The 19,462-nt window shown below is 42.2% G+C and carries 21 protein-coding genes; 4 read left to right on the top strand and 17 right to left on the bottom strand.

The window, feature by feature from the left end; all coding sequences use genetic code 11:
• Positions 1-27: 27 nt before the first annotated feature.
• From O3642_RS08210 to ruvB, 3 genes are all read right to left on the bottom strand, one after another.
• A complete protein-coding gene (locus O3642_RS08210) occupies positions 28-453 on the bottom strand; it encodes a low molecular weight protein-tyrosine-phosphatase (RefSeq protein ID WP_371605766.1) in 426 nt (141 codons plus the stop codon).
• A gap of 172 nt (positions 454-625) precedes the next feature.
• Positions 626-1,192: a nucleotidyltransferase family protein gene (locus O3642_RS08205; protein WP_371605765.1), complete on the bottom strand. Its 567-nt coding sequence runs from the start codon at positions 1,190-1,192 to the stop codon at positions 626-628.
• A 6-nt stretch (positions 1,193-1,198) separates the two neighbouring features.
• The gene (gene ruvB, locus O3642_RS08200; RefSeq protein ID WP_045760104.1) at positions 1,199-2,197 is read right to left on the bottom strand and encodes a Holliday junction branch migration DNA helicase RuvB; all 999 of its coding nucleotides are present in this window, start codon (positions 2,195-2,197) and stop codon (positions 1,199-1,201) included.
• Between the two features lie 277 nt (positions 2,198-2,474).
• On the opposite strand from ruvB, the gene O3642_RS08195 reads away from it, so the two are divergent.
• The 3 genes from O3642_RS08195 to O3642_RS08185 all read left to right on the top strand — a co-directional run bounded on the left by O3642_RS08195 (position 2,475) and on the right by O3642_RS08185 (position 5,519).
• The gene (locus O3642_RS08195) at positions 2,475-3,176 is read left to right on the top strand and encodes a hypothetical protein (RefSeq protein WP_371605764.1); all 702 of its coding nucleotides are present in this window, start codon (positions 2,475-2,477) and stop codon (positions 3,174-3,176) included.
• A gap of 15 nt (positions 3,177-3,191) precedes the next feature.
• Positions 3,192-3,905 (top strand): hypothetical protein, encoded by a 714-nt coding sequence (locus O3642_RS08190; RefSeq protein WP_371605763.1) that lies wholly within the window; start codon positions 3,192-3,194, stop codon positions 3,903-3,905.
• 306 nt (positions 3,906-4,211) lie between these two features.
• Complete coding sequence (locus tag O3642_RS08185) at positions 4,212-5,519, top strand: hypothetical protein (protein ID WP_371605762.1); 1,308 nt, start codon at positions 4,212-4,214, stop codon at positions 5,517-5,519.
• Positions 5,520-6,038: 519 nt separating this feature from the next.
• Here the strand turns inward: O3642_RS08185 and O3642_RS08180 are convergent.
• The 7 genes from O3642_RS08180 to O3642_RS08150 all read right to left on the bottom strand — a co-directional run bounded on the left by O3642_RS08180 (position 6,039) and on the right by O3642_RS08150 (position 12,849).
• Positions 6,039-7,079 carry an aldose epimerase family protein gene (locus O3642_RS08180; protein ID WP_371605761.1) on the bottom strand — a complete coding sequence of 347 codons (1,041 nt, stop codon included), beginning with the start codon at positions 7,077-7,079 and terminating at the stop codon, positions 6,039-6,041.
• A gap of 81 nt (positions 7,080-7,160) precedes the next feature.
• Positions 7,161-8,330 (bottom strand): SIS domain-containing protein, encoded by a 1,170-nt coding sequence (locus O3642_RS08175; protein ID WP_371605760.1) that lies wholly within the window; start codon positions 8,328-8,330, stop codon positions 7,161-7,163.
• 83 nt (positions 8,331-8,413) lie between these two features.
• Positions 8,414-8,818: a PTS sugar transporter subunit IIA gene (locus tag O3642_RS08170; RefSeq protein WP_003009328.1), complete on the bottom strand. Its 405-nt coding sequence runs from the start codon at positions 8,816-8,818 to the stop codon at positions 8,414-8,416.
• Between the two features lie 11 nt (positions 8,819-8,829).
• A complete protein-coding gene (locus O3642_RS08165) occupies positions 8,830-9,648 on the bottom strand; it encodes a PTS system mannose/fructose/sorbose family transporter subunit IID (protein WP_023920055.1) in 819 nt (272 codons plus the stop codon).
• Positions 9,635-10,549, bottom strand: a complete 915-nt coding sequence (locus O3642_RS08160) for a PTS mannose/fructose/sorbose/N-acetylgalactosamine transporter subunit IIC (RefSeq protein WP_049483971.1) — start codon at positions 10,547-10,549, stop codon at positions 9,635-9,637. The genes O3642_RS08165 and O3642_RS08160 overlap by 14 nt, the downstream gene beginning before the upstream one ends.
• A 39-nt stretch (positions 10,550-10,588) precedes the next feature.
• Positions 10,589-11,065 (bottom strand): PTS system mannose/fructose/N-acetylgalactosamine-transporter subunit IIB, encoded by a 477-nt coding sequence (locus O3642_RS08155; RefSeq protein ID WP_049515298.1) that lies wholly within the window; start codon positions 11,063-11,065, stop codon positions 10,589-10,591.
• Positions 11,062-12,849, bottom strand: coding sequence for a beta-galactosidase family protein (locus O3642_RS08150; protein WP_371605759.1), 1,788 nt, complete (start codon positions 12,847-12,849; stop codon positions 11,062-11,064). The genes O3642_RS08155 and O3642_RS08150 overlap by 4 nt, the downstream gene beginning before the upstream one ends.
• Before the next feature lie 132 nt (positions 12,850-12,981).
• Between O3642_RS08150 and O3642_RS08145 the strand changes: the two genes are divergently transcribed.
• On the top strand, positions 12,982-13,698 hold the full coding sequence (locus O3642_RS08145) for a GntR family transcriptional regulator (RefSeq protein WP_003002332.1): 717 nt from the start codon (positions 12,982-12,984) through the stop codon (positions 13,696-13,698).
• Between the two features lie 184 nt (positions 13,699-13,882).
• Here the strand turns inward: O3642_RS08145 and purB are convergent, their stop codons facing one another.
• From purB to purE, 7 genes are all read right to left on the bottom strand, one after another.
• Positions 13,883-15,181, bottom strand: coding sequence for an adenylosuccinate lyase (gene purB, locus O3642_RS08140; protein ID WP_003013885.1), 1,299 nt, complete (start codon positions 15,179-15,181; stop codon positions 13,883-13,885).
• A gap of 27 nt (positions 15,182-15,208) precedes the next feature.
• Positions 15,209-16,171: a hypothetical protein gene (locus tag O3642_RS08135; RefSeq protein WP_371605758.1), complete on the bottom strand. Its 963-nt coding sequence runs from the start codon at positions 16,169-16,171 to the stop codon at positions 15,209-15,211.
• A gap of 10 nt (positions 16,172-16,181) precedes the next feature.
• A complete protein-coding gene (locus O3642_RS08130) occupies positions 16,182-16,409 on the bottom strand; it encodes a phosphoribosylaminoimidazole carboxylase (protein ID WP_371605757.1) in 228 nt (75 codons plus the stop codon).
• A gap of 8 nt (positions 16,410-16,417) precedes the next feature.
• Positions 16,418-17,368, bottom strand: a complete 951-nt coding sequence (locus O3642_RS08125; protein ID WP_371605756.1) for a ketopantoate reductase family protein — start codon at positions 17,366-17,368, stop codon at positions 16,418-16,420.
• Between the two features lie 98 nt (positions 17,369-17,466).
• A complete protein-coding gene (locus O3642_RS08120) occupies positions 17,467-17,730 on the bottom strand; it encodes a hypothetical protein (RefSeq protein WP_003002352.1) in 264 nt (87 codons plus the stop codon).
• A 1-nt stretch (position 17,731) separates the two neighbouring features.
• A complete protein-coding gene (purK, locus tag O3642_RS08115; RefSeq protein WP_004219451.1) occupies positions 17,732-18,823 on the bottom strand; it encodes a 5-(carboxyamino)imidazole ribonucleotide synthase in 1,092 nt (363 codons plus the stop codon).
• A complete protein-coding gene (gene purE / locus O3642_RS08110; RefSeq protein ID WP_003015335.1) occupies positions 18,810-19,298 on the bottom strand; it encodes a 5-(carboxyamino)imidazole ribonucleotide mutase in 489 nt (162 codons plus the stop codon). The genes purK and purE overlap by 14 nt, the downstream gene beginning before the upstream one ends.
• Positions 19,299-19,462 lie beyond the last annotated feature (164 nt).

Below are 19,462 nucleotides of genomic sequence, written 5' to 3'. Positions count from 1 at the left end.
TTCTGTATTCTCTCACATCTCAAACTCTTAGGAGGTGGCTAGCTGGTCTAACCAAATCTTACAGCCAGTCAGGACCCTGCGATAGGTCTCCTCAAAATCACCAGTATACCATGGATCTGGCACACTTTCAGCAGCAAAGAGCTGGATCTTGTGCTCTGTCCCTGCAGGAGCCATTTGCTTCAAATCTGCCACATTGTTTTCGTCCATCCCTAGGATCAAATCAAAGTTGTAAAAATCTTCTTCTTTGATCTGTATGGAAGTCTTAGCTGGGTCATATGGGACCTGGTGTTGTTGAAAGATTTTCTGGGTTCCCCGATGGATGGGATTGCCATGTTCCCAGCTAGAAGTGGCCCGACTTTCAACCTCATACTGATCGGTCAAGTCCTTCATGACGAACTCCGCCATGGGGCTCCGACAAATATTTCCTAAGCAGACAAAGACGATTTTTTTCATGACACCACCTAACTCCTTGTTCGGACTACCCAATCTCCATGAGCCCTTCGCTTTCCACTATGGAAAACCAGCATACTATTACTATTATAACAAAAATGTGACAGAAAAATGACAAAGGGGCTCTATCATTTTAATGAAAAATCAGATTCCTTTTCAAATCTGATCTTTTTCTCTATTTTGGCAAACGAACCTCTAATTGAGGCCATTTGGTCTGCCAATTCTTCTTTTTCATCCGCTCTATATAAACCGCCAAACGCTCTGGGCTGGCTAAAAAATATGGAGTCGGCTCAACGATGAAGTCTTCGATATCCCTTGTCCCATAAGGGAGAAAGAGCTCCAACCGACCATCTTTCCTTAAGCGAACTGCAAGTGCCGTACACTGCTCGGGGTATTTGGAAACCGCATCACAAGCACTGCGATAAGGAGCCGTCCCCGGACTATGCTGGTGCATATAGACTTGATTTTTCACTTCCCAAGCGTACTGGGGATAGGTCTTCTTTAATTCCTGCTCGATCTGCAGAGTATCCTCATAGCTGATCTCAGGGTCATAAAAGACCAGATCCATATCGGTCGTCGCATCAAACCCTGGTTTTCCAGAGAGCCGGTTCCAGATGAAATTTCGCACCGCGCCCGCTGCTAACCAGGCATCTGCTAAGTTGAGATCTCGAATAATGTCCAAGACTTTCATCATCTCCTGATCCGCTTGGATTTGTTCTACTATTGCTTTTCCCGTCAGCATCTTTTTCTAGTCTCCATTGTAGGGATAACCCAGGTGTTCATAGGCCTTGCGGGTCGCCACGCGCCCTGTCCGGGTCCGCATGATAAAGCCTTTTTGAATCAAGTAAGGCTCATACATGTCCTCAACGGTCTCTCGCTCTTCAGCAATATTGACCGATAGAGTCCCAAGCCCGACCGGGCCACCGCCGTACATTTCAATCATGGTACGCAGGATCTTTTGATCGACATAGTCCAATCCTTCATGGTCCACATCCAGCATGGAGAGAGCCTTGTCGGTAATGGTATCGTCAATCAAGCCGTCACCCATAATTTGGGCAAAATCGCGCACCCGTTTCAGCAAGCGGTTGGCAATCCGAGGGGTCCCACGACTACGAAGAGAAAGCTCTTCGGCAGCTTCGTGGGTAATTTCCATCTCAAAGATCTCGGCGGTCCGCTCGACAATCTCTGTCAAATCATCCTGCTCATAGTATTCCATGTGCCCCGTAATCCCAAAGCGAGCGCGCAAGGGATTGGACAGCATACCAGCTCGAGTTGTCGCCCCAATCAAAGTGAAGGGAGGAAGGTCCAGATGGACACTCCGGCTGGTCTCACCAGCACCAATCATGATATCGATGTAAAAATCTTCCATGGCGCTATAGAGCACTTCTTCAACCGACATAGGCAGACGGTGGATCTCATCGATAAAGAGGACATCGCCCGGCTCTAGATCATTAAGAATCGCTACCAAATCACCGGCCTTTTCAATGACAGGACCGGAAGTCTGCTTGAGATTGACGCCCAGTTCATTGGCAATGACAAAAGCCATGGTGGTTTTCCCCAGTCCTGGAGGGCCAAAAAGAAGGACATGATCCAGCGCTTCATCCCGAAGCTTAGCCGCCTCAATAAAGATTTTTAGCTGGTCCTTGACCTTATCTTGACCGATATATTCATGTAAATATTGCGGGCGCAGCGTCCGTTCAACAGCCTCTTCATCACCCATGATTTCATTGTCTAAAATTCTACTCATACAGTCTATTATAGCAAAAAATGCTAATAGAGCCGAGGATAAGCTGACAAATATTTCAAATAAAAACAGAAATAATTTTCCAATAGAAAACGTGCTATTTTGTAGACCGTAGTTTTCACTGCCGTTCGTTAGAAAAAGTTGAACGGTTGCACTCATTGCCAACCTTTCTTTTTATTATACTTCCTTTCTTCTTCCTAATCTCTCCCTCTAAATTTCACTTTATGTTTATTCCATTTAATGATAAAATAAAAGCAACAACTATTTCGGAGGTAAATTTATGTTTACTAAAACAAAGAAGATTCTTTTCGGATTCTTGGCATTCTTTGCAGTGCTCGTTATTGCGGGATGTCAGTCTTCTCCATCGCAGTCTTCTCAAACAAATAAGCCTACTCAAACAAAAGCACCACAAGATCTTACAAAGGATCAACAAGGAACTTGGAAATGGACTGACCAACAAATGACCATTCAAAAAGTATTCCTAGCTTCTAATATCAAAAAGCTTGCCGCTGGACTGATGCTTGATGACTTCGATAAGGTTAAGATGACGATGACCATTAAAGGAAAAACCGTTGAATTGAAGTACCATTTTGATTACAGAGAACTGTATGAGGATCAAGCATTTGCAACAGGAGAGAACAAAACAAATTATGAATCGTATTTAAAAAATAAAACTGCTGAATTTAAGAACTATATTCCAAATTTGAAACATACAAAGATTACTCTTGACGAACCTAATTATGCCTATGATTACTCTCTGACTGGCGAAATCGATACACAGAAACATACTATTACGTTCCCTGAAACACCTGCATTTTTAAGTAGAATTGTAATGGGAACCACGTATAATTCACTTGTCCCCATTACTTATACTTACACCATTGAAGGTAAGCAAATAACACTTTATGCTGAAGGTAAAGACGAACAAAGTCATTTTAGAGTAATGCGTCTTCGTTTCAACTACGCAGGAGACAATCATTAGAAGGAGTGATCAATCATGAACAATATGAAAAAAAGTTCCCTATGGATGTTTTCCCTTCTTGCTCTTCTATTGGTATCAGGATGTGGGCAAAAACAACAGAAACAACAGCAACAACAAACAACCGCTGAGACTACAACAGTTGCAGAAACTACCACAGTAGCACCCACCCCAGTCTCACTCGAAGGAGACTGGAAAGCTGTAGATTTTAGAGATACCGTGGAACGTACTTTCTTATTTTATTATAATGATGCTAATAGTCGATTAAAGGTTACTGAAGCCTTCCAAGATATCGTTCCGACTCTAAAAATTACAGGAACAGATGTAACTTATTCTTATAGTGCTGATATGAATAAGTATATTGATTTTTATGCTGAACAGAATAAAGATAAATATCCTACAAAAGAAGAAGCTACTGCCATCCTTCTAGGCGTAAGAGAAAAGAGATTTGGAAGTTTTAAACATCAAACTGGAACGTTTGATAACGATACAAAAGTGTTAACTGCAACGTTAAATGATGGGGTTTTAAACGAGAAAGCAAAAACGATCGTATTCCCTGAAGTTCCAAACATCTTTGGAGTTCTACCTCTTTATATTAATTCTACAGACGTACCAATTACTTATCACTACGAATTGAATGGTGACATCCTTACAATTTATGCTGAAAAAACATTCGAAGAAACAGGAGCACATCTCGTTTATCCGATGAAATTCAAGAAAATTCAAAACTAATCTACTGCCCCTTTGAGATTTTCTCAAGGGGCTTTTGTGTGCAAAAAAATAAAGAGCTTACACTCTATTAAAATACTTCAGATATCGAAGCATTTAAATAGACTTAAGGAATTTTATCTCACACAATTCTTCTTGAGAATCTCAAATATTGCTCCATATGAACTGAAGATTTTTGCTCATCTCATTTTGAATAATCAGTGAAATTACAGAGCAAAATTGCGATTCACTTGGAAGCCCTTGCAAAACAATAATATTACACGTATAATATAATCGTAAGGTAACAATCTATTTTAAGGAGGTCTAGCGATGATTAGACATTATAAAAAATTATTTTTAGCATTAGTTGCTCTATTCTCAGTCGTCGCACTGGCTTCTTGTTCTCAAAAACAAAGCAAGTCTCAACGTGCCACTCAAACAGAAACACCAAAAGTAGAAACCATTGATGGTGAATGGGAATTAGTCGATACAATCGATGCGTTATCTCAATCTATCGGTGCCTATACCCTCCATGGAATCCACTTTGGACACTTGCTTGAATCTGTTAAAGACTTCAAAATGGACATGAAGATTGAAAACAATACGGCAACTCTCAAATACGACTTTAACATTGACAACTTTATTAAAGCTTTCTACACTGTCACAACAGACGCTAGAGGCAAGACTGAAGAAGAATTCAAAAAAATCGTATATGACGATCATGAAAAGTATGCAAAAAGCTTTGAGAAATACAAAGTCAGCATGAATAAAGATACAGGTGTATTTAGTTACGAAGCAACGGGTTCTATTGATCAAGATGCCAAAACAATGACCTTTGATGAAGGACTTTCAGTAGCAAACTCACTCTTCTTCTCATTTGGTGAAAACCGCGCTTCGCAAAACACATATCACTACGAACTAAAAGATGACATGCTTTACGTAACGATTGACGGAAAAGCGAAAAAGAAGGATCTTCCAGTTCACTATGAACTACACTTCAAACGTAAAGGAAGCACTACTCAAAAAGACCCCGTTCCAATTGAAGGGAAATGGCAAGCCATCGACTTCAGACCAGCTCTTGAACGTAGCTTAGCTTATAAGGACTTTGAAAATGATGATTCGGCTATCAAGCTGATTTATCCTGAAGCATGGAAAAGTTTAAAACCAACGTTGAACATTACAGGTACATCTGTTGAATTCGACTATACTGTATCTCTAGCAGATGGTTTTGGAATGTTCTACGATTACTTAAAACAAAAAGATGCATCTAAAGTGACTCAAACGAAAGACGAATATATAAAAAATCAATTTGCAGGATTATCGACAACTTTAAAAGGAGCTGCTAAAGACTTCCCAAATACAACTTATGAATTTGATAGTGATAATGCTACGATTCATTCTGTATTGAAAAATGGTAAATTAGATACAGCAAACCAAACGATTGTCTTCCCAGAAGCTCCAAATATTCTTCATCTTGCGATTATGTCCATTGGACCTGTCGCTAAAGAAACTACATATAAATACTCTATTGATGGAGATATTTTAACGTTGACGATTGAACAACGGGATGGACAGAATAATCTAAATACGATTATTTCAGCAAAATTCAAAAAAGTGTCTGATACAACGAGCAAGTAGTCATTCCACTGCTCCTTGAGAATTTCTCAAGGAGCTTTTTTTGTGTGCAAAAAAATTAATTTAGGATCTTACGCTCTGTTAAAATACTTCGTTACCTTTGGTTCGGTCAGGAAGGAACGTAGTTCCCCATCTTAATCTTTATTATGGAACGCAGTTTTCGCTCCGCTCAAACTGCATCAATATCTCTAAATTTGGTTGAACTCTCTGAGTTCACCTCATTCAATTTTTTAAAGATCCTAGTTCTCACTAGCGTTCGAACTGCGTCAACGTACCTAAGCTCACTAACGTTTGCTAAGGTACGTAGAAAAAGCCACCGGTTTTGGTGGCTCTTATAGGGAGATTATTATGAAAAAGTTTTAGGAGTTTTATCATTCAAAGTTAGGAGGTCTTTGATGATGGTATTAGTATACGATAGGAAGCTTAAACTTTCCTTATAGTTTTTCTAAAAATTTTTTCGAGAAAAAGAGGAGGTCTCAGGCAAGGATTTCACATCCTTGTTTGGCCACTCCCCTTTCCTCCTTATTTCTTAGCGATAGCATGGTAGCTAGTCTTACTGGTAAAGACTTGACCTGCTTTCAGGACGACTTTCTCAGCTTGGTTACTGTGAATGGCATCTGGCACTGTTTGGAATTCTAGAGCCAATCCATTGTGCTGAACCATTGGTTGTCCTTGCAGACGAACGGTTTCATCTACGAAATTGGCTGAATAAACCACCAAGGCTGGAGCTTCTGACTTGAAGGTCAAGAAACGTCCAGATGGCTGGTGGTAAAGAAAGCCTGCATTTTCATGTCCATCTGGTAGAGCGAAAGGATGGTCTAATCCTTCTACCAGGTGGATTTGCGGATCCGAATCTTTAAAGAGATCCTCCAAGAGCATAGCTTGGTAAAGATGCTGAACAATTGGACTTTCTCTATCCACGGTCTGAAGAGGAACGCCATCTGGATGGATGGGGTAAAGCCCCTGATGATTGATCTGAAAAACATGGTCATTTATCGGCTGAGTGAAGTTGCCTGATAGGTTGAAATAGCTGTGGTTGGTCGGGTTGACCAAGGTGTCTTGATCCGTTTCTACCCGATAGGCAATCTCAAGTTCACCATCTTCCGTTAAACCATAGGTCACCCAGATCTTGAGATTCCCAGGGAAACCGCCGGTCCCATCCGCCCGTTCTGTATAGAGAGTTATTCCTTGATCCGTTACCGACTCCACGCTAAACAAGGCGCTGTCCCAACCAGTCGATCCACTGTGGTTGCAGTTGGCACCGTTATTTGCTTCCAAGTGGTAGGTCTCGCCATTGAGTTCAAAACTGGCCCCCGCAATCCGGCCCGCTACTGGACCAATACTAGCTCCATATTTAGGGCTGTTGCCTACATAGTCCTCAAAGCGATAAAAGCCTAGGATAATATTAGAAAACCGGTCTTCTTTATCAGGTGTCACATATTCTAAAATCGTCGCACCATAGGTCATGACAGACAATTGGTAGCCCTTGTCATTTTCGAGGCGATAAGCACGAACCTCTTGATTCTGCCATTCCCCAAACACGCTTTCTTGATACTGTTTCACAAATCTTCTCCTCTCACTGTTTTTCTCCATTGTATCAGTTTCACAAGAAGAAACACTCCACTTTTTATAGAAAATTAGTGGCTATTCTTTATGAAAAGGATGAATGATCACCCCTTGAACAACCCGATTGACGGTACCAGTCGGTGAAGGTGTGTCTGGGCGATTTTGCACCTTGAGCGAAGTCAAGAGAGAAATCAATTGACCGTAGATAATGTATGGGAAGGCACGGTAGATATCTAGGGAGTCTGCTGATGCTTCCACCAACACTTCCCGTACATGCTCAATCCCTGCAGCTTGATCGGTCAAGAGGACAACTTGACGGGCAATTTGATCTCCGGCTACTTCTCGAACCAAGTCCAGATCATACTGACGGGTGTATGGATCAAGGGATCCAAAGACCAAGACGAGGGTCTGGTCATTGATGAGGGATTTCGGTCCATGACGGAAGCCGACAGGACTCTCATACATGGTTGCGATTTTACCTGCTGTTAATTCCAAAATCTTGAGTTGGGCTTCATGAGCTAGACCAAAGAAAGGTCCTGCCCCCAGATAGATCACGCGCTCGAAGTCTAGATCGACCACTTCCTTGACCTCATGATCTTTCTCCAAGATCTGCTCTGACAGATGAATCAATTCTTCTACCCGTTTTTCTTTGGTTTTTTCCTCACTTGGATCAAAGACCAAGAGAGCTGTCAGGAGCATCGAGGTAAAGCTCGAAGTCATGGCAAAGCCAGCATCATTGGTTTCTTTAGGTTGGAGAAGCAAAAGGTTGCGCTCATCTCCGTGGGCCTGCTGGGCCAGTTTTCCTTCTTCCGCACAAGTAATGGTGATCTGATAGAGTTCATCGACCAAGTCTTGAGCTAACTCAACTGTCGCAACACTTTCAGGCGAGTTGCCGCTTCGTGCAAAGGAAACTAAGACCGTCGGCACTTCTTTTTGGAGATAGGTTTGTGGATGCGCCACGATATCGGTCGTCGCAATGGATTGGAAATTCCAATGCCGTTCATCGTGCACTTCCTGCAAGTAAGGAACCAAAGTATCCCCCACATAGGCTGAGGTCCCAGCCCCTGTCAGGATGACCTTGATATAGGCATGCTCTTGGCCAATCTTATCTAAGAAAGCTTGGATTTCTGCTTTTCTTTCTTGGTACAAGCAAGCCGTTTCTTTCCAAACACTTGGTTGTTGGTAGATCTCACGTGTTGTGATCTCTGCTCCTATCTCCTGCAAGTCTTCTTTTGTATAGTCTAACATAGAACCTGTTGTTCCTTTCTACAATCTAACGTTGATAAATGGGAAAGGAGCCTGAGATGATACTCCCAGACTCCCCTACCAACCTACTCATCTTCATCATCATCAAGGTTTGACAAGAGGTCATTGACCTTGACAATACTTTCTTTTGCACGTTCAGGGTAGTCCCCTTCATTGCCAGTCAGACTGCTATTGATGAATTCGATAACCATCGGAAGATTCATCCCTGCGTATAAGTCAATCGCACGTCCTTCAAGGATCAAGCGGCTCACAGTGTTGCAAGGAGTCCCTCCTAAAAGATCGGCAAATACAATATAGTCTTCTAGACCTTGGACTGTTGCTTCTAATTTAGCAGTAAAGTCTTCTGGTCCTTCTTCTGGTAAGAGTGCAACCGTATGGATGGATTCTTGTGGTCCCATAATCATCTCTGTGCTCGCTTTGAGCTCTTCACAAAAGCGACCATGGCTGACCAATACTAACTCTTTTGCCATACCTTACTCCATTATGCCATTCCAAAGAAGAAGTGGCCAAATGCTGAGAATGCGATTGCTGCAAGGATGATGAGCAAGATAGCTTTTGTAGAGTTCATACCCTTACGTCCAAGCAACCAGTAGATTACACCTGTGATGATAGCTGGTACCAAACGTGGGAAGATAAGGTTGAGCATATCTTGAATTTCAATCGCTTTGTCCCCAATGTGTGGAGTCCAAGAAACTTCAACACCAATCATGCTGGCAATCAAGGCACCAACCATGAAGATACCCAGAACGGCAGCTGCGTCGATCAAAGCTGTCAAGGTACTTTGCATATTGTTGATGAGGTTAACCCCTTCTTTATAGGCAAATTCCAACTGTTTCCAACGGAAAATGTCATAAGCAACTGCCACAGCGATCCACAAGAAGATACCGGCTGGGTTTCCTGCAATAGCCAAAGTTGCTGCGATTGAACCCATAATAGCTGGTACCAATGATCCAAAGATTGAGTCCCCAAGAGGAGCGAATGGTCCCATGAGACCTGTCTTGATCCCGTTCACCGCATCTTTTGATTTGACACCATCTTTTTCTTCCAGAGCAAGGTCAAAACCAGTGATAATGGTGTGGAAGAATGGTGAAGTATTGAAGAATTGCGTATGCAATTTCATCATTTCTTTCAATTCTGGAGTGCCATCACCATACATTTTACGCAACTGAGGTAAAAGCATATAAAGGTAACCAGAAGCCTGCATCCGTTCGTAGTTCCAACCCAATTGGAAGGTGAAGAGGCTACGTTTGTTGATTTGTTTAAAATCTTCTTTTGTTAGTTTGTAATTAGAATTCGTCATCTTCAATTTCCCCGCTTTCTACATTGCTTGCTGGAGCAGCTACGACTGTACGTTGACTGTTTTTGAAGTGTTGTACTGCAAGGAAGATACCGATAATGGCAATACCAATCATAGATACACTCTTGAAGTTGTTAACAAAAGTAATAGCTTGTTCTTTTGGAAGTTTAGCGAACACATCAGAACCAACAATGCTAGACACTGCAGCACCAAGGCTTTGAACATTGCTATAAAGCACTGTCAACATTGCTGTTAAGCCAAAGCCAAGTGCTAAGTAGTGAAGGTTACGACGAACAGGAAGGTAACGAAGCAAGATCGCAAATCCAAGACCTGGAAGCATTTGACCTGCAAGTTTCAGACCGTTTGCCAACCATTGTACATTAGCAAGACCTGTAACAACAGTTTCTACGAAAGAACCACCAAAGGCAAGCGCGAAGAAGACTGGAAGGGCACGAGAAAGAGCCCAAGGAACAGCACCAAGAAGGTAGTTGCGTTCAATTCCTTTATAGTCGTAACGTTCGATCGCAGCATCTACACGGTGAGCGAAGTAAGTTGTAGTCATACGACCAAGAATATCAAAGTAGGTCAACAAAGTTGCTACCGGCACAGCGATTGTAGCAATAGCAATCTCTGGATCAATCCCTTTTGCTACTGAGAAGGCAGTCGCAAGAACGGCACCAGATGTTGCGTCAATACGAGAAGCTCCACCGAAAGTACCTACACCGAGCACTGTCAATTGAAGAGAAGCTCCGATAAATAGACCTGTCTTTAAATCCCCCATGACAAGTCCTGTAATGAAACCAGCAAAGACTGGTGATCCTGCTGATGAAACAATCGTCAACTCATCACAGATTTGATAAGCTGAGTACAAAGTAAGTAGTAAAATTTGCCACCATTGTATCATGACAATTTCCTCCTAAAAATTTTCTTTTTTATTTATAAACTATTTGAGCAACTTCAAGAAGTCTTCAACTGGATCATTTGGAACCATTTGAGCAGTTAGCTTAACTCCTTTTTCAGCTAGCTTGTGGAAAGCTTCCACATCGGCATCCACTACGTTGATCGAACGAGTAACGGGACGAGTCTCGTCTGACTGAGACATGTTCCCTACGTTTAAGGTTTCAAGTGGCACACCTGCTTCTACCAAGCCTAGGAAGCGGTCAGGTTTGCGAGCTACGATGAAGAGACGTTGGCTATCATATTTTCCAGCCAAGATATTTTCCGCAGCCTTTGCGACTGGCAAGATACTAAGCTTAACACCAGGTGGTGTCGCTAGTTTCAAGCCACTTTTTTCAATATCATTTTGAGCGACTTCATCATCGATCACCATGATACGTGAAACATTTAGTTTGGTAGTCCAAAGATTGGCTACCTGCCCGTGGATCAAACGTCCATCGATACGGCATCCTACAATTGTCATAAGTTTTCCCCCTTTACTTCTTTGAATGTAGGTTGTTGAACAAGTTGAAGTGTCTCTTGGTAACGTCCTTCTGTCTCAAAGACGATCAGGCTATTGGCTCCTTCTTTCAGGAAACCATGAGGCACATAAAGTGAAGTGGTTGGTCCGACTTCCCAGAAGCGACCAAGGTTGTGGCCGTTGACAAAGACGACCCCTTTCCCAAATCCTGTCATATCCAGATAAGTGTCAAGGGTGTGGTCCAGCTGAAAATCATATCGGTAAAAGGCTGGAGCACCTGCCTGCCATTCCTTTGAAAAATCGAGCTGACTGAGATCTTGTAAATCCAGTGGGTACTGCTTCCAATGAAGGTGGAAGTGCAAATCCACACAGACACCTGTGCGAATGCCCTTGTGCTGGCTATCAGCCAAGAGCTTGTGCCCGTAGTTGACACGTCCCATATTCTCAAGCAAGATTTTTAAATTCGTAACCGCTTTCTTTTTCCCTTTGATAAAAAGATCTTCACCGATCTCTGTTTGGTATTGTGTTGCTACATGTTGATCATCCAGGTAAATTTGTACCCGATCCCGACCATCAATGATGCGCAGTCTTTCTTCTTCCGCATCCAACTCAAGGTCTGTCTCATATAGGAGATAACCTGTGGTTTGCCCCAACTCTTCCATCTTTTCGGGATAAAGGCTGGTCTCGACTTGAGCCAAATTATCCAGATTCCCAAAAAGACTAGTCTTGGCCGCCAATTGCAAGGTTTGTTCTGGTAAACACTCTTTGATAAGTGGTTCTTGCTGTAGGTATTCCGGATAATAGGTCGCCATCATCTTTTGAATGGCATAATACTTCTCTGTCGGATTGCCCTGCTCATTGAGCAAAGCCCCATAATCATAGGATGTTACCTGTGGCAAATCAAGCGTCCCCCGAGCTGAACAACCATTCATGAAGCCAAAATTGGTTCCGCCATGAAACATGTAGAGATTAATGGAGCCAAGCTCCAAGACCTCATGGACAGCTTCAGCCAACTCCTCTGGGTCCCTTTGAATCACAGGTTCTTTCCAGCGGGTAAACCAGCCATCCCAGAATTCCATACACATCAAGGGCCATCTCTTGCCGTATTCGTCAAAGAATTCTTTCATTTGACCAAAGTTATAGGCTGCTTTGGAACCGAAGTTTCCTGTCACGAAGAGGTCTTCTTCGATCAAGGTTCCTGCTCTTAGCGTTGCTCGCCATGGACCATCTGATGTAAAGAGAGGACAGGTCACGCCTTTTCCCTTCATCAAATCCCGAATGGCACGAAGATAATCCTTATCTTCTCCATAAGAGCCGTACTCATTTTCCACCTGCATCATAAGGATTGGACCACCCCGATCCACTTGGTAGGGTGTCAACAACCCAAGCAAGCGATCATAATAACGATCCACCGCTTCGATAAAGGCTGGATCTGATGAGCGGATTCGCAGGTCTTCTTCTAAGAGCCAAGCTGGCAATCCACCAAATTCCCACTCCGCACAGATAAAGGGCGACGGCCTTACAATCATGTAAAGTCCTAGGGACTGGGCTGTTTGAATGAAACGCTCTAGATCCAATCGGCCACTAAAGTCAAACTGCCCTTTGCGGGGTTCATGCGCATTCCAAGGAACATAGGTCTCAACCGTGTTAAAACCCAAAGCTTTTAGATTATACAAGGAATGATACCAGTCTGCTGGGTCAATACGGAAATAATGGATTGCTCCGGACAAAATCTTAAAGGGTTGACCTTTTAAATAGAAAGCATCGCGAATCTCAAAAACTCCCATAAACGCCCCCCTTTCTTATATGTAACCCTTTTCATTTATTAATATAATAAATTATTTGAAAAATGTCAACACTTTTATAAAAAATATGTTAAAATAGGGTTAAATAAGAGAAATCTAAAGAGAGGTAGCACTATGGCAATTCCAAAGTACCAACACATCAAAGATGATTTGAAGCAGCAAATTATCTCAGGAAAATTTGAAAATGGAGATAAATTTTATACGGAAGCTGAACTCATCAAAATTTATGATGTCAGCTCTATCACCGTTGTCCGTGCTTTGAACGACCTCGCCGCCGATGGCTACATTGTCCGTCAGCAAGGAAAGGGAACCTTTGTTTCTCGTGCTCGAAAACACAAACTGGTAGAATTTTCAGATGTTGAAACCTTCCCAATCCAAAAGGCCAAAGTCAAAGTTCTCTCTATTAAACGTGGAAATACCTTGAGCATCCTAGACAAACTAGGCCTCAACCCAACGCAATTCTATTATAAAATCGAACGGACTCGCCATACAGGGGATGATACCTATATCTTCCACCAAACCTATGTTCCCGAACAATACATCAATCCAAACTATCCAAATTTGGAATACTACAGCTCTATCTATGATCGCTTCAAAGAAGACTACCACATTCATATGAATGACGAGCACTTCGAAGAAGTCAACGAAATCGTCTTTCCTACACCAAGCAAGATTGCTAAGGTATTGAAGATCGACGAAAATTTCCCAACAGTCAAACAAGTGAAGATGACCAAGCTAGAAGCGACTGGCCAAATCCTTGAATACACGGAAACCTATAAACGCGGTGACTACTACAAGATCAAGTTCATCTCCTGTGACCGCGATCACTAAGAACCAAAAAGACTGAGACATCTCGGTCTTTTTTATAGCTCCAGTATAGCATGTTGAAAACGATTTCTAAAGACCTCTTTAAAAATATATATAATTAGTGATAGTTTAGCTATAAAAAGTTTAAAAAGAAGCAGATTCCTCTGCTTCTTTTCATCTATTTTTCAAATTCCCTTTTTCGTTGCGATTAGTCACCCAAACCGATGCGTTCGAAGATTTCATCCACCCGTTTGGTGTAGTAAGTTGGGTTAAAGATTTCGTCGATTTCTTCTTGAGTGAGGCGTGATGTCACTTCTGGATCTGCTTCAAGAAGTGGCTTGAAGTCTACTTGGTTATCCCATGATTGGGCAGTCTTCGGTTGAACAAGGTCGTAAGCTTGCTCACGCGTCATGCCTTTTTCAATCAAAGTCAACATAGCACGTTGGCTGAAGATCAAACCAAATGTAGAGTTCATGTTGCGGATCATGTTTTCTGGGAAGACTGTCAAGTTCTTAACGATGTTTCCGAAACGGTTGAGCATGTAGTCAATCAAGATGGTTGTATCTGGTGCAATGATGCGCTCAGCTGATGAGTGAGAGATGTCACGTTCATGCCAAAGGGCTACGTTTTCATAGGCTGTGACCATGTGACCACGGATAACACGCGCAAGACCTGTCATGTTTTCAGAACCGATTGGGTTCCGTTTGTGAGGCATTGCTGAAGATCCTTTTTGACCTTTAGCAAAGAACTCTTCCACTTCACGTTGTTCTGATTTTTGAAGACCACGAATTTCAGTTGCCATCCGCTCGATAGAAGTTGCGATGCTCGCAAGAACTGCAAAGTACTCAGCGTGAAGGTCACGAGGAAGCACTTGTGTAGAGATTTCTTGAGCACGGATACCCAATTTGTCGCAGACGTATTTTTCAACGAATGGTGGGATGTTGGCAAAGTTACCAACCGCCCCAGAAATCTTACCAGCTTCCACGCCAGCAGCTGCATGCTCAAAACGCTCGATGTTCCGTTTCATTTCGCTGTACCAAGTGGCCAATTTCAAACCAAAAGTTGTAGGTTCAGCGTGCACACCGTGGGTACGACCCATCATGATTGTGAACTTGTGTTCTTTCGCTTTGTCAGCGATGATGTTGAGGAAGTTTTCAAGGTCCTTGCGGATGATGTCGTTAGCTTGTTTGTAGAGGTAACCATAGGCAGTATCGACCACGTCAGTAGAAGTCAAACCATAGTGAACCCACTTACGTTCTTCACCAAGCGTCTCAGAAACCGCACGTGTGAAGGCCACCACATCGTGACGAGTTTGCTGCTCGATTTCCAAAATACGGTCGATGTCAAAGTCCGCTTTTTCACGGATCAAAGCCACATCTTCCTTAGGAATTTCTCCCAATTCAGCCCAGGCTTCATCAGCCAAGATTTCCACCTCAAGCCAAGCACGGTATTTATTTTCTTCAGTCCAAATGTTCGCCATTTCTGGGCGAGAGTAACGTTCGATCATGTTTAATTTTCCTTTCTTTCCAAGGTATTATAATCCCCAAAAACTATGTATATCTGGGTTCCTGTTTTCATAATAAGCTATTATCTTATCTAATTCACTTAATTGAGATTTTAATTTCTTCTTATCTCCATTTCTGAACGGAAGCGGAGAATCAAAATCTTGCCAATCTCGAGACTCAACAGTTCTGTAATAGTAATCAAATAATCCATAAATTACATTTGAACCATTTCCGCCAAAGTAAATATCAATATCGGATAAAGATTTCTCTACAGGTGTATAAAGCGGATAGAAATCTGAAACTCGATTTCTATATTCTAACTTAGCTAAAATAAATAATTTGAAAAAACTTTTCAGTACATTTGAAAAATTGTAGATTACGAATAACTTTGTATCCGTACCAGCTTCACCCAAATAATTTCGTACTTTTGATTGTATAATATCTAAAATATCAAAATAAAATGATAGTATTTTTTCAACTGAATCGAAAATCTCATTCAATCGATAATGAAATTTTTCCGTGTTCCTTTGAAAGCTTTCACCTGTATGAAATCTAAATAAAGAAGTAAGCTCCGTGTCTTTCTGAAATTTACTGTATCGATGAGTTGAATAAAACTCCATCAACTGACTTAAAAACTTGTTTTCCTGTTTTTGTAATTTTTTTTTAATTTTCATGTACTGAATCAGAAGATTATTCAACTGCTCATGATTATGACCATAAAATGCGTTATTAATTTGAGAACTAAATTCCTGCTTCTTATCTCCTTCCAACTGATCATATGCTAAATTTAATATTATTTTTTGAATTCTTTCAATACCAACAGCTATTTGATAATATGATTTAAATATTTTCGATTCTGAATAAGACTGGAAGTATGTAACGTATATCATACTCTCTAACCCATCAAAAAGAAAATCAGCTGCTGTCATAAACTCAGTATTCAGTACTACACTATAATGAAAAAAATCGTCATAAAAAATAGTATCTTCCAAATCTTCCTCCTTACTCAAATTCTTCTTTCCCAATCCACACTGATGGATAGTGATTGAGTGTATTCAAATCCGTATCCAGCGGGACGTCATAGATGGCTAAATAGTTTTCAGGATATTGAGCAGTCAGCTCTTCATACTTAGCTTTCACTTTTTCGTGATCGCTACTAGCATACAAGACTTCGACGACTGCTCCAGTCTTGTCCTTCTCAACAAAGGCGTTGACAATGAGTTGAATCATAAAACCTCCTAAAGCGAAATGCCCTTCATATTTGCTTCCAGAATAGGCATCTTGACACCTAACTCTTGACCAGTCTGATAAACACTTTGACAGCAGTAGAAAATGTCCTGTTTATCATTGTGCAAGGTCATGATTTTTCGGGTCAGCTCATTTTTCGCAAACATGACTTTCATGGCTTTGCCTGCTATCCAAGCAGGAATTTTGTACGGTAAGAGTTCTGCTTTGTAAAATTTCAAATTCACTCCACGCGCTTCTACGACTTTCAAAGCCTCTCGAATGGCCTTGATGGCCAATGACAATTCTGAAGAACTATTCATCAAGTTCAAAGCCAATTCTTCTGGGTTTTCCAGATTCCCCGAACGTGCAGCTGTCGAAGTGACACCTGCATTAATCGCCATGTGAATCCAAATCCACTCGACCATATCATGAGGCACTTCCCACTTCAAATCTGCAGAAGTCAGTAAATCCGTCAAATCAGCATAGTTAGAAATGTGTGCTTTTTGCGCTCCCTCTAGCATTAAATGGTCGAACAAGACACCATCTAAATGGTCCTCTTGCATATGACCACCCGCTGTCGGAAAAGCCAGAATATAGTCGTAATCTCCTGCCCACTCCTGTACCTCTTTTCGAGTATTCCAGAAATTGCAGAAGAAAACGAGAGTGCCTTTGATATTATTTTTTCGCAAGGTTTCCACAGCTTCTTTGACAAACCCATGACGCACACTCAGAAAAATAAAATCATATTCCGAATCAGCTTCCGCCACATGAACCTCATAAGTGTCGTGTTTGTTCTCACCTTTGGAATGATAGCGGCCATCTAGCAGATCAACCGACAACTCCTTCGGAGCAGTGCTTTTCTTACTATCTCTCAGTACATGCTCCACTTGATGGCCTGCTTTTTGAAAGGCATAGGCATAAGTGGTCCCGATGACTCCAAGCCCTAGAATCGCTATTTTCACTTAAAAATCAATCCCTTTCCAGCAGTGGTTATATGGTTTCTCTTGTTTAAACAAAGAGTTGACGATGAGTTGAATCATAAACTGGTCTCCATTTAGCTTTAAAGATTATCATTTTCTGAGTCTTCATGTATAGAAAATTCAAATGAAATTCTCTCAGGATGTTTAGGCAGACCGTAACTATTCAGATAATCCTTAACTTCCTTCACGGAACAAGAATATTCTAAGACTAGCTGATTGCCAGTTCTGTCTAAAATATGAATCCCCTCTCTATCCGCAATCTCTGGAACAATCAAATCGTCCGTATAAGTCAGTGTTACGGTCGTTATTTCATCATCCAGCAATTCATCAAATTCTTCTGTCATTTCAAAAATCAATCCCCTCACCAAACTCCTCAACCTCGTCTGGCACATCACTAAACAAGGTCACATGTCCCATTTTTCGGTTGTGCTTTGCTTCTAGTTTACCATATAAGTGGAGGTGAGCGCTTGGATTTTCTGTCACATATGTTTCAGCAGCTTCGACGTGTTGGCCGAGTACATTGAGCATGACAGCAGGCGCATGGAGGTGAATAGCAGGAAGTGGTGCTCCGAGAACTCCTAGAATATGGGTATCAAACTGTGAAAAGTCGCAAGCTTCGATTGAGTAGTGCCCTGAATTATGTGGGCGTGGCGCAATTTCGTTGACGATGATATCATCAGCTGTCGCAAACATTTCTACACAAAGTGTACCAGACAAGTTCAGTTGTTCTGCGATTCGCACTGCCATGGCCTTGGCTTTTTCAGCTAGACTTTCTGAAATGCGAGCGGGTACAATGGTTTTTGAAAGAATGTTGTTGCGGTGGATATTTTCCTGAACGGGGAAAACCGTCACGTCCTTGCCATTTCCAGACACGATGACCGAAATTTCAAGGTCAAAGTTGACGAACTCTTCTAAAACGCAGTCTGCTGAATCAGCTAACGCATAGGCTTCTTCCAAATCTGTTTCCGAACGAATGACCTTCTGACCGTGGCCATCATAACCACCAGTCGCCGTCTTGAGGACATAGTTTTTCGACAGGTCGATATCTGCCAAGTCTTTGCTAGAAGTTACGACTTTGTAAGGGGCCACAGTGACTTGTGCTTTGTTGGAAAGAAAGTCCTTCTCAAAGATCCGGTTTTGGGAGATGCGAAGCAGGTCGGTCCCTTGAGGAAGCTGGCCTTCTTTGATAACGGCATCCAAACCATCAGCATCCACATTTTCAAATTCATAAGTGAGAACATCACAGCGATCTGCCAACTGACGAAGGGCATCTACGTCGTCGTAAGGGGCCACGATGATTTCCGCCACACGGGAGGCTGGGCAATCAGCTGCTGGATCCAAGGCGATAACCTTGTGTCCCATGTAGATAGCTGAGATCGCCATCATCTGACCGAGCTGGCCACCACCGATGATCCCAATGGTTTTAGTTGAGCTCATTTGTAGACTCCTCTGCAATTTTTCCTTGTTCTTCAGCGAAATCCGCCAAAGCTGTCGCGATAGCCTGGTCCTCTACCGAAAGAAGACGGAGGGCAAAGAGGGCAGCGTTAGTCGCACCTGCTTCACCGATCGCCATGGTTGCGACAGGTACCCCGCCTGGCATCTGAACGATGGAATAAAGTGAATCCACACCGCTAAGGGCACGAGACTTGACGGGTACGCCGATAACTGGAAGGGTTGTTTTAGCAGCAACCATACCTGGCAAGTGAGCAGCGCCACCCGCACCAGCGATAATGACCTTAATGCCACGGCTACGTGCTTCTTCGGCATGTTTGAACATGAGATCTGGTGTGCGGTGTGCGGAAACAACTTTCTTTTCGTAAGCGACACCAAAGTTATCGAGGACTTCAGCGGCTTTTTGCATGGTTGCCCAGTCGGATTTTGAGCCCATGATAATGGAAATTACTGGTTTCATTTATTCTCCTTTTTTGATAATCGTCTATTGTAGTGCGGACGTAAGCAACCGCCTGTAGCGTTCCATTACTGCGACGATTATCCTATACTAGCTCGCTAACGCTCGCAAATTAAGTGACCATTATCTTAGTTTGGCTCGCTTTCGCTCGCCATGACAAAGTTAGT

The sequence above is a fragment of the Streptococcus sp. 27098_8_66 genome, assembly GCF_041431945.1.
Taxonomy (GTDB): Bacteria; Bacillota; Bacilli; order Lactobacillales; family Streptococcaceae; genus Streptococcus; species Streptococcus dentalis.
The sequence above is the reverse complement of the archived record's forward strand: the minus strand, read 5'-3'. Positions and strand labels throughout refer to the sequence as shown.